Source organism: Kluyvera georgiana ATCC 51603 (genome assembly GCF_001654985.1).
Lineage (GTDB): Bacteria > Pseudomonadota > Gammaproteobacteria > Enterobacterales > Enterobacteriaceae > Kluyvera > Kluyvera georgiana.
On sequence record NZ_LXEU01000046.1, the window covers coordinates 57,913 to 74,712 of the forward strand.

The 16,800-nt window shown below is 54.1% G+C and carries 14 protein-coding genes and 1 pseudogene; 9 read left to right on the top strand and 6 right to left on the bottom strand.

The genetic code is table 11. The features are described 5' to 3' along the window. The first annotated feature begins 231 nt into the window (after positions 1 to 231). Positions 232 to 1,026 (top strand): YdcF family protein, encoded by a 795-nt coding sequence (locus M989_RS11050; protein ID WP_064545190.1) that lies wholly within the window; start codon positions 232 to 234, stop codon positions 1,024 to 1,026. A gap of 48 nt (positions 1,027 to 1,074) precedes the next feature. On the opposite strand, the pseudogene M989_RS26250 reads toward M989_RS11050, so the two are convergent. Together M989_RS26250 and gap are read right to left on the bottom strand one after the other, a co-directional pair. Further along, positions 1,075 to 1,179, bottom strand: a pseudogene (locus tag M989_RS26250) (hypothetical protein); the annotation flags it as partial. A gap of 293 nt (positions 1,180 to 1,472) precedes the next feature. Further along, the gene (gap, locus tag M989_RS11060) at positions 1,473 to 2,474 is read right to left on the bottom strand and encodes a type I glyceraldehyde-3-phosphate dehydrogenase (RefSeq protein ID WP_064545194.1); all 1,002 of its coding nucleotides are present in this window, start codon (positions 2,472 to 2,474) and stop codon (positions 1,473 to 1,475) included. A gap of 224 nt (positions 2,475 to 2,698) precedes the next feature. Here gap and cybB point away from each other — a divergent pair, with 224 nt between their 5' ends. From cybB to M989_RS11085, 5 genes are all read left to right on the top strand, one after another. Next, the gene (cybB, locus tag M989_RS11065) at positions 2,699 to 3,226 is read left to right on the top strand and encodes a cytochrome b561 (protein WP_064545311.1); all 528 of its coding nucleotides are present in this window, start codon (positions 2,699 to 2,701) and stop codon (positions 3,224 to 3,226) included. A 74-nt stretch (positions 3,227 to 3,300) separates the two neighbouring features. Beyond that, complete coding sequence (gene leuE / locus M989_RS11070; RefSeq protein ID WP_064545196.1) at positions 3,301 to 3,939, top strand: leucine efflux protein LeuE; 639 nt, start codon at positions 3,301 to 3,303, stop codon at positions 3,937 to 3,939. A 129-nt stretch (positions 3,940 to 4,068) separates the two neighbouring features. Next, the gene (locus M989_RS11075) at positions 4,069 to 4,344 is read left to right on the top strand and encodes a metal/formaldehyde-sensitive transcriptional repressor (protein WP_064545198.1); all 276 of its coding nucleotides are present in this window, start codon (positions 4,069 to 4,071) and stop codon (positions 4,342 to 4,344) included. Between the two features lie 23 nt (positions 4,345 to 4,367). Further along, positions 4,368 to 5,486 carry an S-(hydroxymethyl)glutathione dehydrogenase/class III alcohol dehydrogenase gene (locus M989_RS11080; RefSeq protein ID WP_064545200.1) on the top strand — a complete coding sequence of 373 codons (1,119 nt, stop codon included), beginning with the start codon at positions 4,368 to 4,370 and terminating at the stop codon, positions 5,484 to 5,486. Positions 5,487 to 5,623: 137 nt separating this feature from the next. Then, a complete protein-coding gene (locus M989_RS11085) occupies positions 5,624 to 7,318 on the top strand; it encodes a methyl-accepting chemotaxis protein (RefSeq protein WP_064545202.1) in 1,695 nt (564 codons plus the stop codon). 45 nt (positions 7,319 to 7,363) lie between these two features. Here M989_RS11085 and M989_RS11090 read toward each other — a convergent pair whose 3' ends face one another. After that, a complete protein-coding gene (locus M989_RS11090; protein WP_064545204.1) occupies positions 7,364 to 9,739 on the bottom strand; it encodes a membrane-bound PQQ-dependent dehydrogenase, glucose/quinate/shikimate family in 2,376 nt (791 codons plus the stop codon). 518 nt (positions 9,740 to 10,257) lie between these two features. Here M989_RS11090 and M989_RS11095 point away from each other — a divergent pair. After that, entirely contained in the window at positions 10,258 to 11,160 is a 903-nt protein-coding gene (locus tag M989_RS11095; protein ID WP_157093536.1) for a lipopolysaccharide core biosynthesis protein RfaZ, read from the top strand. Between the two features lie 38 nt (positions 11,161 to 11,198). Here the strand turns inward: M989_RS11095 and M989_RS11100 are convergent, their stop codons facing one another. The 3 genes from M989_RS11100 to pcaH all read right to left on the bottom strand — a co-directional run bounded on the left by M989_RS11100 (position 11,199) and on the right by pcaH (position 13,676). Further along, positions 11,199 to 12,122: a LysR substrate-binding domain-containing protein gene (locus M989_RS11100; protein WP_064545207.1), complete on the bottom strand. Its 924-nt coding sequence runs from the start codon at positions 12,120 to 12,122 to the stop codon at positions 11,199 to 11,201. Positions 12,123 to 12,318: 196 nt separating this feature from the next. Then, complete coding sequence (pcaG, locus tag M989_RS11105; RefSeq protein WP_064545209.1) at positions 12,319 to 12,939, bottom strand: protocatechuate 3,4-dioxygenase subunit alpha; 621 nt, start codon at positions 12,937 to 12,939, stop codon at positions 12,319 to 12,321. Next, complete coding sequence (gene pcaH, locus M989_RS11110; RefSeq protein WP_064545211.1) at positions 12,936 to 13,676, bottom strand: protocatechuate 3,4-dioxygenase subunit beta; 741 nt, start codon at positions 13,674 to 13,676, stop codon at positions 12,936 to 12,938. The genes pcaG and pcaH overlap by 4 nt, the downstream gene beginning before the upstream one ends. A 226-nt stretch (positions 13,677 to 13,902) precedes the next feature. Here pcaH and hglS point away from each other — a divergent pair, with 226 nt between their 5' ends. Then, on the top strand, positions 13,903 to 15,246 hold the full coding sequence (gene hglS, locus M989_RS11115; protein WP_064545213.1) for a 2-oxoadipate dioxygenase/decarboxylase HglS: 1,344 nt from the start codon (positions 13,903 to 13,905) through the stop codon (positions 15,244 to 15,246). A 44-nt stretch (positions 15,247 to 15,290) separates the two neighbouring features. Beyond that, complete coding sequence (locus tag M989_RS11120; RefSeq protein WP_064545215.1) at positions 15,291 to 16,796, top strand: carboxylesterase/lipase family protein; 1,506 nt, start codon at positions 15,291 to 15,293, stop codon at positions 16,794 to 16,796. The last annotated feature ends 4 nt before the right edge of the window (positions 16,797 to 16,800 follow it).

The following is a 16,800-nucleotide window of genomic DNA, read 5'->3' on the forward strand; positions in this document are numbered from 1 at the left end:
GCGGCGTTGAAATTTGTGAGTTAAAATGAGAGGCGTTTTCATTAGTGATGACTTGATATCTGTCATTTAGTGGTTTTTAGTTCCGATAAAATGTGTTTTTATAGCGTTTTATTCAGGTGCAACCGCATTGTTTTTAGACGTTTCTGGTTATTTCATCTTTGTTACAAAGCGGCGGGGTTGAGGGCGTTTTTATCGCGCAATTCGCTGTTAAAGAAAGGAGCAGAGTCCACGATGAGCCTGTTACATTTGTCGGAAAATACGCTGGCTGCCGCCAATCTTCTCGGTAGATGGTTGGCCCAAAATGATTTTACTGCGCTACCCGAGGCGCATGAGAGTCAACTGGTGGTACTGGCGGGCAACGCGGTGATACCGACAATTGATGCCGCCTGTCAGTTGGTCAGTCAATATGGTGGAACGCTGTTGATCAGCGGTGGCATTGGCCACTCAACGTCGTTTCTCTACGAGGCTATTGCCCGTCATCCTCACTATTGCAGTATCGAAACTCAGGGCCAGCCCGAGGCCGTGTTGCTGGCAGAAATTGCCCACCGTTTCTGGGCAATCCCGCGTGAACAGATTGTGGTTGAGGATCGCTCGACCAACTGCGGTGAAAACGCCTGGTTTACTCGCACAATGATGGAACAACAGGGCATTAGCGCCCATCAGGCCACGGTGATCCAGGACCCCACCATGCAGCGCCGTACCATGGCGACTTTCGCTCGCGTCTGGCAGGATGTTGGCGATGCGCCGCGCTGGTTTAGCTATCCGGGCTTTACACCGGAATTAGTGAATACGTTGGACGGTATTGCCTGGAAGCAGCCAGTGGAAGGGCTATGGTCGGTAACGCGCTACCTGTCGCTGATCCTGGGCGAGTTGCCGCGTTTACGCGATGATGCGCAAGGATATGGACCGCGTGGCAAAGACTTTATTGCCCATGTTGATATTCCGGAGGCGGTGGGGGCTGCCTGGCAGCAGCTCAGCACCGATCCACAATTACAGCATGCGCTTGCCAGCCGTACGCTGGCTTGAGTGATGTCGCCCGGCCGAGTCAATCGCGACGCCGGGATGACCATACGCTTAACGGAAACTCCACTGCATACTCACCACAAAGATTGATGGCAGGATAATTCCGCTCTCAATGCCAAAGTAGTCGGTAAAGTTATATTGCAGCCCATGATAGACAAACGAGCCCGTATTCACGGAGTACAGGTTTATCTCACTGGCATAGCTCGACGCTGCTGGAACCACTGCCGCCATAAATACCAGCGCGTTGGGCATTTTACGCATGATAAAACTCTGGAAAGCTTAAAAAATAAAATAATGCTCTCCATCATACGTTTTTCACGATAAACAAAGGCTCAACCACCTCGGCACGCCGGTTACGCTTGCCCGCCTGCTGTGCAACGTGGCTCAGAACCGAAAATGGGACGAGCATTTTTTAAAGAAGCGGCGGGCGCAGATGCCCGCCGTAGGCATTACATTTTGGCGAATTTTTCCAGCACGCGAATCAGTTGGGTGACAAAACCGTATTCGTTATCGTACCAGGAGACGGTTTTCACCAGTTGCAGGCCACCGGCTTCGGTCACCTCTGTCTGAGTGGCATCAAACACCGAACCGAAATGGGTACCGATGATATCGGAAGAGACAATCTCTTCCTCGGTGTAGCCAAAGGATTCGTTGTTTTCGGCGGCTTTTTTCATCACCTGGTTCACTTCATCGGCGGTGACTTTTTTACCGAGAATGGAGACCAGTTCGGTCACCGAGCCGGTTTTTGTCGGTACGCGCTGGGCGTGACCTTTCAGCTTACCGCTGAGCGCCGGAATCACCAGGCCAATCGCTTTTGCCGCGCCGGTCGTATGCGGAATGATGTTTTCAGCCGCCGCACGTGACGCGCGCAGATCTTTACCACGCGGTCCATCGACCAGCGACTGGGTGCCGGTATAGGCGTGGATGGTGGTCATCGTCCCCACTTCGATCCCAAAAGCATCGTTGAGCGCTTTGGCCATCGGCGCCAGGCAGTTGGTGGTGCAAGAGGCAACGGAGATGATTTTATCGCTGGCATTCAACGTATCGTCGTTAACGTTAAACACCAGCGTTTTCATCTCACCGGCCGGCGCGGAGACCAGCACTTTTTTGGCCCCGGCGTCGAGGTGGGCCTGAGATTTCTCCGTCGAGGTGTAGAAACCGGTACACTCAACGATGAGTTCAGCGCCCTGGGCGGTCCATGGGATATTCTTTGCTTCCTTTTCAGCATAAACCGTAATGGTTTTACCGTTAACAATCAGCGCATTGTCGGTGAAATCAACGCTCCAGGGGAAGGGGCCATAGTTGGAGTCGTGCTTCAAGAGATAGGCCAACACTTTTGGTGACGTCAGGTCGTTTATCGCGACCACTTCATGACTGCTGGATACCTCCAGTAACCGGCGCAGAACCAGTCGGCCGATACGTCCAAACCCGTTAATGCCAATTTTACTCATGGTGCTCTCCTGTCAGTGATGGGGTGTCAACCCAATACGTGTACTTGAAACCGCTGATAGATAAGTGTGGATTATATGTTTCACCTGTCCAGGCTTAGTTCAGTCATTGGGGAAGGGCAATGTTATTTTGCGCGACTAATTTGTATCGATATGAAAAAGTTAATGAATTTTTAAGGAAACGCGGCTATTTTGCTTTTTATATTACTTTTCAGAGTGTCCCGGTGATGAACGATAAATATTCACGCTTACAAATTGCGATCCACTGGCTGGTTTTTCTGCTGGTGGTGGTAGCCTACGCGGCGATGGAACTGCGCGGACTGTTTCCACGCAGTGACCGCCCGATGATTAATATGGTGCATGTTTCCTGCGGTATCAGCATTCTGGTGTTGATGGTGGCGCGACTGCTGATTCGTCTCAAACGCCCGGCGCCGCCGATTGTGCCGAAACCGAAGCCGATGATGACCGGCCTGGCGCACCTTGGCCACCTGGCTATCTACCTGTTGTTTATCGCCTTGCCGGTGATTGGTTTGCTGCTGATGTATAACCGTGGTAACCCATGGCTGGCGTTTGGTCTCACCATGCCGCACGCCGCTGAGGCCAATTTCGACCTGGTGGATACGCTTAAGCAGTACCACGTCATTCTCGCGAATCTGGGCTATTGGTTGATTGGTCTGCACGCGCTGGCCGCGCTGGCACACCACTATATCTGGAAGGACAACACGCTGCTGCGGATGATGCCGCGTAAGCGTTAAGAAGGCTTTAAACTCCCTGGGCTTCGCGTTACCATACGCCATCATTTTTGTTACGTATGCGTAGGGAGAACAGGGTGTTCGCAGATTTTGGCGTGCTGAATTACTGGACGTATTTACTCGGGGCCATTTTTATTATTCTGGTTCCGGGGCCAAATACCTTTTTCGTCCTGAAAACCGGCGTCGCGCACGGTATCCGTAAAGGGTACATGGCCGCGCTGGCGGTGTTTATCGGCGATGCCGTGCTGATGTTTCTCTCTTTCGCTGGCGTTGCTACGCTCATTAAAACGACGCCAGTGTTGTTTAATATCGTGCGTTATCTGGGCGCGATTTATCTGCTGTATCTCGGCGGCAAGATGCTCTATAGCACCCTCAAGCGCAAAACGGCGGGGCAGGATGACGAGCCTGAGCCGGGGCATGCTATCTTCAAACGCGCGTTAACCCTAAGCCTGACAAACCCGAAGGCGATTCTGTTCTATGTTTCGTTCTTTGTGCAATTTATTGATGTGCACGCCAAAACGCCGGGGCTGGCATTCTTTATCCTCGCGCTGACGCTGGAGCTGGTCAGCTTTACCTATCTGAGTTTCCTGATTGTGTCCGGTTCGCTGGTCACCCGCTATGTCAGAACGCGTAAGAAGCTGGCGAAGATTGGCAACAGCCTGATAGGCCTGGTGTTTGTCGGTTTTGCCGCGCGTCTGGCGACGCTGCAGTCCTGAGTTATCAATGCCGGAGAAGGCGGTAACCGCCGTCCGGCAATTCCCTCCTGCTTTTCGCAAATCTTGCGCAATCATTTACAATTTTATAAAACAACTGATAGTATACCCCCCTATATTACCGGAGGGCTTATGCCGCATTCACCTGAAGACAAAAAACGCGCATTAACCCGGGTTCGCCGCATTAAAGGGCAGGTTGAGGCGCTGGAGCGCGCGCTGGAATCCGGCGAGTCCTGTCTCACAATCCTGCAACAAATTGCCTCCATTCGCGGGGCCGCCAACGGCCTGATGGGCGAGATGGTTGAGATGCATCTCAAAGATGAATTGGTTAGTGGAGACACCACTCCGGATCAGCGTGCAGTACGCATGACCGAAGTCGGTCATCTGCTACGATCCTATTTAAAATAATCATCACAACGGAAGAGACAGCTATGAAATCACGTGCTGCAGTTGCGTTTGGCCCAGGTCAGCCGCTGAAAATTGTTGAAATTGACGTCGCGCCGCCAAAGAAAGGCGAAGTGCTGGTCAAAATCACCCATACCGGTGTCTGCCATACCGATGCGTTCACGCTGTCTGGCGATGACCCGGAAGGCGTTTTCCCGGCGGTGCTGGGCCATGAAGGTGGCGGCGTAGTGGTTGAAGTGGGAGAAGGCGTCACCAGCCTGAAACCGGGCGACCACGTTATTCCGCTGTACACCGCTGAATGTGGCGAGTGTAAGTTCTGTAAATCCGGTAAAACCAACCTGTGCCAGGCCGTTCGTGCCAACCAGGGCAAGGGGCTGATGCCGGACGGTACCACCCGTTTCTCTTATAACGGCGAGCCGATTTACCACTACATGGGCACCAGCACCTTCAGCGAATACACCGTGGTGGCTGAAATTTCGCTGGCGAAGGTGAACCCGCAGGCGCCGTTGGATAAAGTTTGTCTGCTGGGCTGCGGCGTGACCACCGGTATTGGCGCAGTGCATAACACGGCGAAGGTGAAAGAAGGCGATACCGTGGCGGTCTTTGGTCTTGGTGGTATCGGTCTGGCGGTGATCCAGGGCGCGGTACAGGCGAAGGCGGGGCGTATTCTGGCGGTTGATACCAACCCTGAGAAATTTACGCTGGCGGCAGAAATGGGCGCGACCGACTTTATCAACCCGAAAGACTACGATAAGCCTATTCAGGATGTGATCGTCGAACTGACCGATGGCGGTGTGGACTTCAGCTTTGAATGTATCGGCAACGTCAACGTGATGCGTTCTGCGCTCGAATGCTGCCATAAAGGCTGGGGTGAAAGCATCATCATCGGCGTCGCCGGTGCGGGTCAGGAAATCAAAACCCGACCGTTCCAACTGGTGACTGGCCGCGTATGGCGCGGCTCAGCGTTCGGCGGCGTGAAGGGCCGGACTCAGCTTCCTGGCATGGTTGAGGACGCGATGGCGGGCAAAATTCAGCTCGACCCGTTTATCACCCATCGCTTGCCGTTGGAGCAGATCAACGAAGCGTTTGATCTGATGCATGAAGGCAAATCTATCCGTACCGTTATTCATTTCGGCGATAAATAACGCCGCCAACCAGCGGGATTTTTCCCGCTGGTTGCATGAAGTGTGACCCGCCTTACGTTTTGTACCTTTCCTGATAAGAAATTAGCGGCGATGGCCGATGACTCTAGTACTTACCTCAAGTACAAGAGAGTCTACTCATGAATAAAAAGGCTGCGCCGAACCGTGCGCAAAAGATCGGTTTTTTACATCACATCCGCCTGGTGCCGTTTTTTGGTTCCGTTCTTGGCAGCATCCTGCTGCTCTTTGCCCTGAGTTCGGGGCTGGCTGGCTACTTTATGTGGCAAGCCGATATTGACCAACGTGATGTTACCCATGAGTTACAGGTACGAGTGGGGATCTCCGACAGCGCTAACTACCTGCGTGAAGCGCGTTTGATGATGATCCACGCCGGGGCGGATAGTCGAATTGCCGAAATGGAGAGCATGAAGAAAAATCTCGCGGCGGCAGCTCAATGGATTCAGCGTTCGCAGGCCGGATTTAAGGTTTACACCGACAGAGGCGTGAAAACCCCGGCCGACCAGGCGCTGGATGGTGAAATGAATCAACGTTATAACGCCTACCTGGAAGGGATGAAACCGATGCTGAAATATGCCCAGAACGGCATGTTTGAAGCGATCATCAACTACGAAAGTGAGCAAGCCCGTGCGCTGGATGATGCCTACAACGACGTACGGCTGAAAGTGATTGATATCCGTACCGCGCGGGCTAATCAATTAGCTGAGATGGCTCACGATCGTACCCGTCTCGGCATCATCTTTATGATGGGTGCCTTCGTGTTGGCTTTCGTGATGACGGTACTGACCTTTACCACATTACGCCGCGTGGTCATTCAGCCACTGCAACGTGCCGGCGCGCGTATCGCTCAGATTGCCAGCGGCGACCTGACGATGGCGGATGAACCGGTTGGGCGCAGCGAAATTGGCCAGCTCAACGGTAACCTGCAAAAAATGCAGCATGCGCTGGTGCAGACGGTTGGCACAGTGCGTCAGGGAGCCGAAGAGATCTACCGTGGAACCAGCGAAATTTCAGTAGGTAACACCGATCTCTCTTCCCGCACTGAACAGCAGGCCGCGGCTATTGAACAGACGGCGGCCAGTATGGAACAGCTGACCGCGACGGTGAAACAAAACGCCGACAATGCCCATCATGCCAGCAAACTGGCGGAAGATGCTTCCGGTAAAGCGTCACGCGGTGGTCAACTGGTGTCCGGTGTGGTGGCAACCATGGGCAGTATTTCAACCAGTTCAAAGAAAATTTCGGAAATTACGTCGGTCATTAATAGTATTGCCTTCCAGACCAATATTCTCGCCTTGAACGCAGCCGTTGAAGCGGCGCGTGCAGGCGAACAGGGCCGCGGGTTTGCGGTGGTGGCCAGCGAAGTGCGCACGTTGGCAAGCCGCAGCGCCCAGGCGGCGAAAGAGATTGAAGGGCTGATCAGCGAGTCTGTCACCTTAATTGAGCGCGGCTCGGATGAAGTGGTGCGTGCAGGCTCGACGATGACGGATATCGTTGATGCGGTAAAACGCGTGACGGATATTATGCTGGAGATTGCGGCCGCCTCCGATGAACAAAACCGCGGTATACAGCAGGTCAGCCAGGCGGTGACCGAGATGGATAATGTCACTCAGCAAAATGCTTCGCTGGTCGAGGAAGCCTCTGCGGCGGCGGCTTCGCTGGAAGAGCAGGCGGCACGCCTTACCGAAGCCGTCGGGGCGTTCCGTATCCAGCATAGTGAAAATCATGGACATGAAAAGTCCAGTGCCAAACCGGCGTTTACGCCGACGCGTCCGGTGGTGGCCACGGCAGGTGCGGATAACTGGGAAACGTTCTGATAAGCAGAAAAAACCCGTAGCCAGGGCTGGCTACGGGGAAGAGGATTACTGCGAATCCGGCAGGGCGTATGCAATGATATAGTCACCGCGATCCGGCGACTGGCGTGCGCCGCCGGCGTTAATGACGATGTACTGCTTGCCGGTTTTCGGTGATACGTAGGTCATTGGGCCGGACTGGCTGCCAACAGGCAGACGGTCTTTCCAGATTTCTTTGCCGGTCGCAGTGTCAAATGCGCGCAGGTAGAAGTCCTGGGTGCCCGCGAAGAACAGCAGACCCGACTGCGTTGACAGCGATGCGCCCAGTGTCGGCATGCCAATCGGAATCGGCATATGCATGCGGATACCCAGCGGGCCGGTGTCTTCTACGGTACCCACCGGTACTTGCCACACGATCTTACCGGACTTCAGATCCACCGCGGACATGGTGCCAAACGGCGGTTTCTGGCAGGGGATACCCAGCGGCGACAAGAAGCGTTCGCGCATCGCGCCGTAAGGTGTACCGTCCATCGGCACAATTCCCATCTCAATACCACTGGCGCCTTTCGCCACATTTTCACGCGGCACCATGTAGTTAGCCAGGCCCAGGCGCATATCGTTAACGAACATCAGGCTATTGTTCGGATCAACCGAGACGCTGCCCCAGTTCATACCGCCCAGTGACCCCGGATATTGCAGGGAACGGTCGACGCCCGGCGGGGTGAAGATACCCTGATGGCGCATTTCTTTAAACTGAATGCGGCACAGTAGCAGGTCAACCGGAGTCGCGCCCCACATATCGGACTCTTTTAACTGCTCATTGCCGATCATCGGCATGCCGACGGAGTAAGGCTGCGTAGGAGAATAACGCTCGCCATCCACGTTGCCGGCAGGAACCGGACGTTCTTCAACTTTTGCGACGGGCTCACCGGTTTCACGGTTAAGCATGAAGATCATGCCCTGCTTGCTGGTCTGCACCAGCACTGGTGTGGTGCCGCCTTTACCGTCCGGCAGGTCATACAGCAGCGGTTGTGAAGGCAGGTCAAAGTCCCACAGGTCATGGTGCGTGGTCTGATAGTGCCAGCGTACTTTACCGGTAGTCGCATCAACGGCAACGATGGAAGAGCTGTATCTATCGTCCAGTGCGGTACGTTCACCGGCCCAGAAATCCGGGGTCGCGTTACCGGTTGGCAGATAAATAAGGTTCAATTTCGCGTCATAGGACATTGCCGACCAGGCGTTCGGCGTACCGCGCGTGTAGGTTTGGCCTTCCGGCGGCAGGCCGGTCAGGTTTGGATTACCCGGATCCCACGCCCAGGCCAGTTTGCCGCTACGTACGTCGTAGGCACGAACCACACCTGGCGGTTCACCGGTAGAGAAGTTATCGGCGACGCGACCACCCACGACCACCACGTTCCCCGCGACAAGCGGTGTGGACGTTTGCTGGTAGTAGCCCGGTTTGATTTCACCCATACCAACGCTCAGATCCACAATACCGTGGTGACCAAAGTCTTCGCATAGTGCGCCATTATCGGCGTTGATGGCGATCAGGCGCGCGTCGGTGGTCGGCAGGAACAGGCGGCGCGGGCAGGCTGCAGGCTGTGTCGTTGTCTGCGCTGCGCTTAATGTCGGGGTCTCTTCAAAGTAGCCCAGGCCGCGACAACGTTGCCAGTTTGGTGCGGTGGCTTTTGAATCATAGCGCCACTTCTCCTTACCCGTATCAACGTCCAACGCCAGCACTTTACTATATGGCGTGCAGACAAACAGGGTATCACCCACCTGCAACGGTGTGTTCTGATCTTCTGCTCCCGAACCGTTACTCAGCGGAATATCGCCGGTATGGGCAGTCCATGCCACCTGCAGTTTATTGATATTCTGCTTGTTGATCTGGTCCAGTGCCGCAAAACGATCGCCGTGGGTGGTGTTACCCCAGTGCTCCCAGTTTTTCTGTTCCTCACCGGCGGTGACCGGTTTAACCGGTACCGCTTCGGTAGCGGAAACCAACGTTTGCGGCTTGAACATACCGCCAACGCTTGCCAGCAGGGCTACGGCAATGACCGCAGCGAGCCCAAATGGCAGGACTTTTTTGGCGGGTTGGTTAGCGGACATGAACGGCCACACCAGCGCGCAGAGGAAAGCCAGCACGCCAAAGGCGAACAAACGTGAGAAGAGCGGCCAGAATTCCCAGCCCGCATCGCTGATAGACCAGACGATCGCGACGATAAAGGCCAGTGCATACAGCACAATCCCGCCGCGACGATGACGGGCGATCAGGATGGCGCTGACCACCATGACCAGCCCCATCAGGGCAAAGAACCAGGTGCCGCCCACGGCGGCAAGCTTTGCCCCCAGCGCGCCAATCGCCAGACCGATGATTGCCATCAGCCCGATAAGAAGCCACTGCAGGATTCGGGGAAATCCTCGCGGCACGTTGCCAGTAGCCATACTGTTCTCCTTTCGACAGCATAAAATGCACGCGACTGAACCAAATGAGTTAATGATGTCGCGATGGTGTTTTGAATGAAATGCCTGGTTGTTTCTAATTGGGGTATATGGTTCGCAAATGAAAACACATGTGAACCATTTGGTTAACTTATGGCTATGATAGATCTGTTAAATTGCATTGCGCAATTGTTAATAAATAATTTCGCATTATTTGCATATTGGTATTGTAAGCGTTGCTGCCTGGAGACTCTCGATGCGTCACTCAACCGTCGGCTGAGGGGGGCAGAACATTGGGGTGAAGAGCGAAGACATGACGTTAACGTAGCAGTAATTTTAAGACGAGCTAAATTCTGAATTTTTCATCTGCAATATTCTGACATTAATATCCGGGTTAAAATAAAAAGTATTCCTTTTCTTTTATTGGAAAAACGTTAACTTATGGCCTTTTATTTTATGCTGTAACTTATAATAACAGAGCCTGCCATATATTGCTGGCATTTATTCATGGAATAAATATTATGATGGCAATTAATAATTTATCTAAATGGTTTTGCAAGACATTGTACCGGACGACACACTCGAAACAGTATCACCACAATAAAAATCTATGGCCTTTTTTTAAAGTGGTGAGAAATGAAAAAGGGAGTATCGATGCTGTGTTTTTTAAACATAAGCAGATAAACACCCCTTGCGTTGGCAAAGAAAAAAGAAACAAGCCGCTGCTTATTATGGCAACGGGACCGTCCGTCAATCATATCGATAATCATTTTTTCAATGCATCGTTTGATTACTTTGGTGTTAATGGCGCAATTTCAATGGAAACCATTGATTTTAAATGGTATGCCATTACGGACAGAAATTTCGTGCTCCGCCGTTTATCGCTGGTCAAGAAACTGGTTGCGCGAGACGACCTCACGGTTTTTTGTCCTTATACAACGCTGGAAACCATTTTCTCCAACATTGAATGGCGGCATATCCGCTGCGGTTTCAAGGTGTTCGAAGCTGTATCCGGCGAGTGCGTCTATAAATTCCTCGCCGCAAAAGAGAAACTGATTATTAATGATGAGCATTACCATTGGTTGGATGGGGCGGGCTTCTCAGATAACATTGAGTATGGGCTGTTTGATTATGGTACGGTAGTCTACCCGGCGTTACAAATTGCCTGTGCGTTGGGTTATCGACAGATATATATCGCAGGGTTGGATATGAATAATTTTAACCAACCGCGTTTTTATGAAACGGTGACGGATAAATTGGGCACGCGACTCGACCGTGATTTTGACCAAATCTGTCATTCTTTTTATGCCGCACAATCCTATTGCGAGCTGAATAATATCAGCGTCGTGAATTTGTCCCTGGAAAGCGCGATTGACGCTTTCCCTAAGCTTTCCTGGGCGCATACGGATAAACAAGCCAGCTAGCGCGTCTTCGTGGCCCGGACAGGCCACGAAGTACATCATCAGGCAGGCATCGACTTACGAACGGCGCTCAATAACGTCTGTGCGCCGGAGGAGAGCGTGGTGTCTACGCGGGTGAGGATGCCGATGGGTTCCCCCTGGCCTTGAGTCGCAATAGGCAGCGCGGTGAGCGTACCGCGCCGCAAATCGTCCTTCACCGCGCCGGAAGGCACGAACCAGACATAGTTGTAATCAACCGTCAGCTGGCGTGATAGCGATGCAGAAAGCGTTTCAATGCAGCCCGCAGGCATTTTACAGCCCTGGCTCTGCAGTAGCGTCTCGGCATTCTGACGTGGCACTGTACCTTTTGGTGAAACGACAACCGGCCAGTCCAGTACACGGCTCAGGGTGATGTTTTCATGCAGGATAGGGTGGTCAGGCCGCACGACCAGCTTCAACGACTCGAGGAATAAGAGCTCATAGTTTAGCCCGGTCATCAGTTCCGGGTCAGACATCCGTCCAATACCAAGATCGATATCTCCGGACTTCAGCGCCGCCAACAACATGGTGTTATTCATGGTGGCAACCTGGAGGGTGACGTCTTTTTGCTGTTGATGAAATTGACCAATTACCGCCGGGAGAACGCCCAGCGCCGCGGTGGGCAGTGCGCCAATTCGCACCACATCATTGTTAACACCTTCTTTACGAACCAACGCCTGCCCGGCGGTATTCAGCGCATCAAGTACCTTGACCGCATGGGTTAAGAACTGTTCGCCAACAAGGGTTAACTGCGCGCCCAGACGACCGCGCTCAAAAAGCCGCGTGCCGGTGAGCTGTTCGAGCTCATTCAGCGTTTTGGAGAGTGCAGGCTGGCTGAGATTAAGTGTTTCAGCCGCGCGCCCCAATGTTCCTTGCTGGGCGACGGCCACGAAAGTGTGCAAATGGCGCAGGCGAATGCGCTGACTAAAGAGAGCGTTTTTTTCCATAAGCGATGTTAAAAACAGAGCAGCATGGGTGACAAGTAATGTTGTTTAATTTTGATAACTTGCTAGCAAATTATTATTAACATTTGTGCGGTTTAACAGACAAGCGTTTTGTTGCGTGGTGGGATAACCCGGCGTCGTTGCACTCTGCCGGGTTAAGAAGCTCAGAGGCGCGCAGAGACGCCGGAGATATCAGCGTTTATACGTCAAAAAAGACCGTTTCTTTATCGCCTTGCAGATAAATATCAAAGTGATACACCGTCTCGCCGTTACGGGTTTCTTTGTGGCCAATCAGCGTCTGGCGACGGACTTCCCACTCGATCAGGTTGAGCACCGGATCGCTGGCATTGGCCTCCTGCTCATCAGAGAAGTACATGCGGGTATTCAGGCCGATGTTGATACCACGCGCGACGATCCACAGGTTGACGTGCGGCGCCATTAAGCGCCCATCGCGACCCACGACTTGCCCCGGTTTAATCGTGTCGAAGCGCCAGACGCCACTGTCAAAGTTAGAGCAGGCGCGACCCCAGCCGCGGAAATCAGCGTCCAGTGACTTGCCTTCCTGCCGATCGGCGACATGGTTGTAGCGCCCATCGGCGTTAGCTTGCCAGATCTCAATCAGTACGTCGCGAACCGGCGTACCAGAGCCGTCGAACACGCGGCCCTCAATGGCTATGCGTTCACCCGGGGTATGGCTGTTAACCAGCGTTGGGCCAAAGTTTTTCTCAAAAATATGAAAACCGGCGGCGTCTGGCGCGAGCCCAATGTGGACGTAAGGCCCAGCGGTTTGCGAGGCGGTTTCGGGTAAATAGTCTTTCATCGTGCAGCCCCCTGCGTACGGTTTTCAAACAGCGTGGCGCGTTGGCCGCGCAGTACCAAATCAAAACGATAGGCCAGACAGTCAAGCGGCACGGCGGCGTGAGTATCCAGTTCAGCAATCAACGTACGAACCGCATCGTCGTTATTGATGGCTTGCACGATAGGGCACTGTTTAATTAACGGATCGCCTTCAAAGTACATTTGTGTAATCAGGCGCTGAGCAAAGGCTTCACCAAAAATCGAGAAGTGGATATGCGATGGTCGCCAGTCGCTGACCTGATTGCGCCATGGATACGGCCCGGGCTTGATGGTGCGGAAGAAGTAATAGCCGTTTTCATCCGTCATCACGCGGCCACAGCCGCCAAAGTTGGGGTCGATGGGGGCCAGGTACTGATCCTTTTTATGGCGGTAACGGCCCCCTGCGTTGGCTTGCCACACTTCGACCAACGTATTTTTCAATGGACGCCCGAAGCCGTCACGCACGTAGCCGTGAACAATAATACGCTCACCAATCGGCAGGCCGTCTTTGGCGTAGTTCAGAATCAGATCGTTATCCAGCGGGCCAATGTCCTGCTGGGAGAAGACCGGACCGGTGATCTCAGATAACGAGTTTTGCAATGAGATAAGGGCGTTACGCGGCGAGCGCAACACGCTGGTTTTGTAACCCGGCGCGAAAGCCGGTGGGTGATTGTTGTAATCCCGGTGAATCACTTCTTGCGGTGACCATTTTGTGCTCATAGGTGGCTCCGTGTAGGGTATTTTATTATTGCCTCACACAGTGTGTGTAAATGCATTGTTAATTAATAGTGAATTTAAGGTGTGTTTTAAATAACCTGTGGTTATGTAAATGCCGGGATTCACTGTGAAATCAACTCAGTCGCCGGGATCACACTTTGTAAATTCTTACCGCATAGCCTCATGTGCTTACCTACACTGCAAATATAGGCACAGGAGATGGAACAACATGGCGCACACCCTATCAGCAGATGATATTCGGGAAGAGTTTTCACAAGCAATGTCGGCAATGTACCAGCAGGAAGTCCCGCAATATGGCACGTTGTTAGCGCTTGTCGCTGATGTAAATCTGGCGGTACTGGAAAATAATGCACGCCTGCATGAACAGCTGGCGAACGCCGATGAGCTGGCGCGTCTGAACGTTGAGCGTCATGGCGCCATACGGGTGGGAACGGCTGAAGAACTGGCGACGCTATGTCGCATGTTTGCCATTATGGGGATGCAGCCGGTCGGGTATTACGATCTGTCGGTCGCTGGCGTGCCGGTTCACTCCACCGCGTTTCGACCCGTGGATGATGCCGCGTTACAACGCAATCCCTTCCGCATCTTCACCTCGCTACTGCGTCTGGAGCTGATCGACGATCCCGCGCTGCGCGAAAAGGCGGCGAAAATTCTCGCCCGGCGCGATATTTTCACCCCGCGCTGTCGAGCGCTGATGAATCTTCATGATGAGCAGAACGGTTTCAACGCCGAGCAGGCCAAGGAGTTTGTTCATGAAGCGCTGGAGACCTTCCGCTGGCACCGGCATACCACGGTAGACAAAGCTACCTACGAGGCGCTGAACCGCCAGCATCGGCTGATTGCCGACGTGGTTTGCTTCCCCGGTTGTCATATTAACCACCTGACGCCGCGCACGCTGGATATCGATCAAGTGCAGTCGCTGATGGCCGAATATGGCATTGAGCCGAAGGCGGTGATTGAAGGGCCGCCGCGACGTGCGGTACCGCTAGTGCTGCGGCAGACCAGCTTTAAGGCGTTGGAAGAGCCGGTGGCATTTGCCGGCGATGCCAGCGGCACGCATACCGCGCGTTTTGGTGAAATTGAGCAGCGCGGGGTGGCTTTAACGCCGAAAGGGCGAGCGCTATACGACCGGTTGTTGAGCGAAGCGGGCGTGGGAAAAGATAACCTCACTCATCAGCAGCATCTGCAAGAGGTGTTTAAAGCCTTTCCCGATAGCGAATTCCTCCTGCGTCAGCAGGGGTTGGCCTGGTTCCGCTATCGCTTGACGCCGAGTGGCGATGCGCACCGACAGGCGATTCGTCCGGGTGACGACCCGCAACCGTTTATTGAACGCGGCTGGATAACCGCGCAGCCCATCACCTATGAAGATTTTCTGCCGGTGAGCGCTGCCGGGATTTTCCAGTCGAATCTGGGCGGCGATGCGCAGACGCGCAGCCATGGCAATGCCAGCCGCAGTGCCTTTGAAGCCGCCCTGGGACGGCCAGTCCTGGATGAGTTCAGGCTCTATGAAGACGCGGAGGTGCGTAGCAAACGCCGTTGCGGTTTGCTCTGAAACGGTTAATCTGCATAGGAATCAACAAAAAAGGATGAACACCGATGCAGAATGCCTCAACGCGCGTAGAGACCTTACAAGGGTCGTTGTCAGGACGAGTGGATGAGGATATCCATCTGTGGTGCGGCATTCCCTATGCCGCACCGCCGGTTGGCCCCCTGCGCTGGCGCGCGCCGCAGCCAGTCATACCGTGGCAGGGCATTCGCCCCGCTGAGACCTTTTCTGCTTCCAGTTGGCAAAACAGTGAATACTGCCAGGAGCTTGGCGGCGGCGATCCGGGTCTCTTCTCAGAAGATTGCCTTTATCTCAACGTCTGGGCACCCGCCGAACGTCATGCGCCGTTGCCGGTGATGGTCTGGCTGCACGGCGGGGGTTTTACGATTGGCGCGGGTGGGCTGCCGCCGTACGACGGCAAGGCGCTGGCACGGCGTGGCGTGGTGGTGGTGACGCTCAACTATCGCCTGGGCCATTTGGGCTTTTTCGCCCATCCGGCGCTGGAAGAAGAAGAGGGCGAACGGCTGTATAACTTTGGCCTGATGGACCAAATCGCAGCGCTACGCTGGGTGCAGGACAATATCGCTGCCTTTGGTGGGGATCGTGACAACGTCACGTTGTTTGGTGAATCAGCAGGCGCGCGCAGCGTGCTATCACTGATGGCTTCACCTAAGGCGAAAGGACTGTTCCATAAAGCCATTATCCAGAGCGGCTATACGCTGCCGGATATGCCGCGTGAAACGGCACTGGCCCGCGGCGAACGGTTAGCTGAACACTTCAATCTTCCCGACGCGTCTGCGCAAAGTCTGCGTGAAATCCCGGCTGATGCATTCTGGTCGTTGACTGCTCCGCATAACCTGGGGCCGGCGCCGATTGTCGGTGATGCGGTATTGCCACAGCCGATGCTGGATGTTTTTTTCGCCGCAAAGCAGCATCCCATGCCGGTACTCGTGGGTTCCAACAGTGACGAAGCGAGCGTCATGGCTGTCTTTGGCGTCGATTTGGCCGGAGAAATCCGGAAGCTACGCCGCGAGCGCCGCCTGGGACTGGGATTAATCAAACTGCTCTATCCCGGCGTGAAGGGCGATGAGGAGTTGGGGCGTCAGGTGTGCCGCGACATGGCGTTTACCACGCTCGGCTACGTGGTGATGCAGGCGCAGCAGCGGTTGAACCAACCGTGTTGGCGCTATTGGTTCGACTACGTTGCCGAAGCGGAACACGACACCTATCCTCACGGCGCGTGGCATGGCAATGAAGTGCCTTATGTTTTCGATACGCTGGGACACATACCGCCATCCTGCGACTATGTCACGCCGCGCGATTTAGCCTTTGCCGCCCAGGTGGCCGATTACTGGGTGAACTTCGCGCGTCATGCCAGCGCGGAGCATACGATTCTGACGGGCCCCGTACGTTGGCCGGCCTCGGTACGTGGCCGTGACCGATTGCTGCGTATTGGGCTACATAAGCACGTTGGCTTCCGTGTGGAAAACCGTTTTATGCGCGCGCGGCTGGCGCTGTTTAAACGCGTGATGAAACACCATGTGAGCCTGGATTAGCAGA

Excerpts from the sequence above, each read along its gene's own strand:
- cybB (WP_064545311.1), top strand. The coding sequence starts at position 2,699 with ATGAACGATAAATATTCACGCTTACAAATTGCGATCCACTGGCTGGTT.
- M989_RS11095 (WP_157093536.1), top strand. The coding sequence starts at position 10,258 with ATGATGGCAATTAATAATTTATCTAAATGGTTTTGCAAGACATTGTAC.
- M989_RS11075 (WP_064545198.1), top strand. The coding sequence starts at position 4,069 with ATGCCGCATTCACCTGAAGACAAAAAACGCGCATTAACCCGGGTTCGC.
- gap (WP_064545194.1), bottom strand. The coding sequence starts at position 2,474 with ATGAGTAAAATTGGCATTAACGGGTTTGGACGTATCGGCCGACTGGTT.
- M989_RS11100 (WP_064545207.1), bottom strand. The coding sequence starts at position 12,122 with ATGGAAAAAAACGCTCTCTTTAGTCAGCGCATTCGCCTGCGCCATTTG.
- M989_RS11090 (WP_064545204.1), bottom strand. The coding sequence starts at position 9,739 with ATGGCTACTGGCAACGTGCCGCGAGGATTTCCCCGAATCCTGCAGTGG.
- M989_RS11085 (WP_064545202.1), top strand. The coding sequence starts at position 5,624 with ATGAATAAAAAGGCTGCGCCGAACCGTGCGCAAAAGATCGGTTTTTTA.
- pcaH (WP_064545211.1), bottom strand. The coding sequence starts at position 13,676 with ATGAGCACAAAATGGTCACCGCAAGAAGTGATTCACCGGGATTACAAC.
- hglS (WP_064545213.1), top strand. The coding sequence starts at position 13,903 with ATGGCGCACACCCTATCAGCAGATGATATTCGGGAAGAGTTTTCACAA.
- M989_RS11050 (WP_064545190.1), top strand. The coding sequence starts at position 232 with ATGAGCCTGTTACATTTGTCGGAAAATACGCTGGCTGCCGCCAATCTT.
- M989_RS11080 (WP_064545200.1), top strand. The coding sequence starts at position 4,368 with ATGAAATCACGTGCTGCAGTTGCGTTTGGCCCAGGTCAGCCGCTGAAA.
- pcaG (WP_064545209.1), bottom strand. The coding sequence starts at position 12,939 with ATGAAAGACTATTTACCCGAAACCGCCTCGCAAACCGCTGGGCCTTAC.
- M989_RS11120 (WP_064545215.1), top strand. The coding sequence starts at position 15,291 with ATGCAGAATGCCTCAACGCGCGTAGAGACCTTACAAGGGTCGTTGTCA.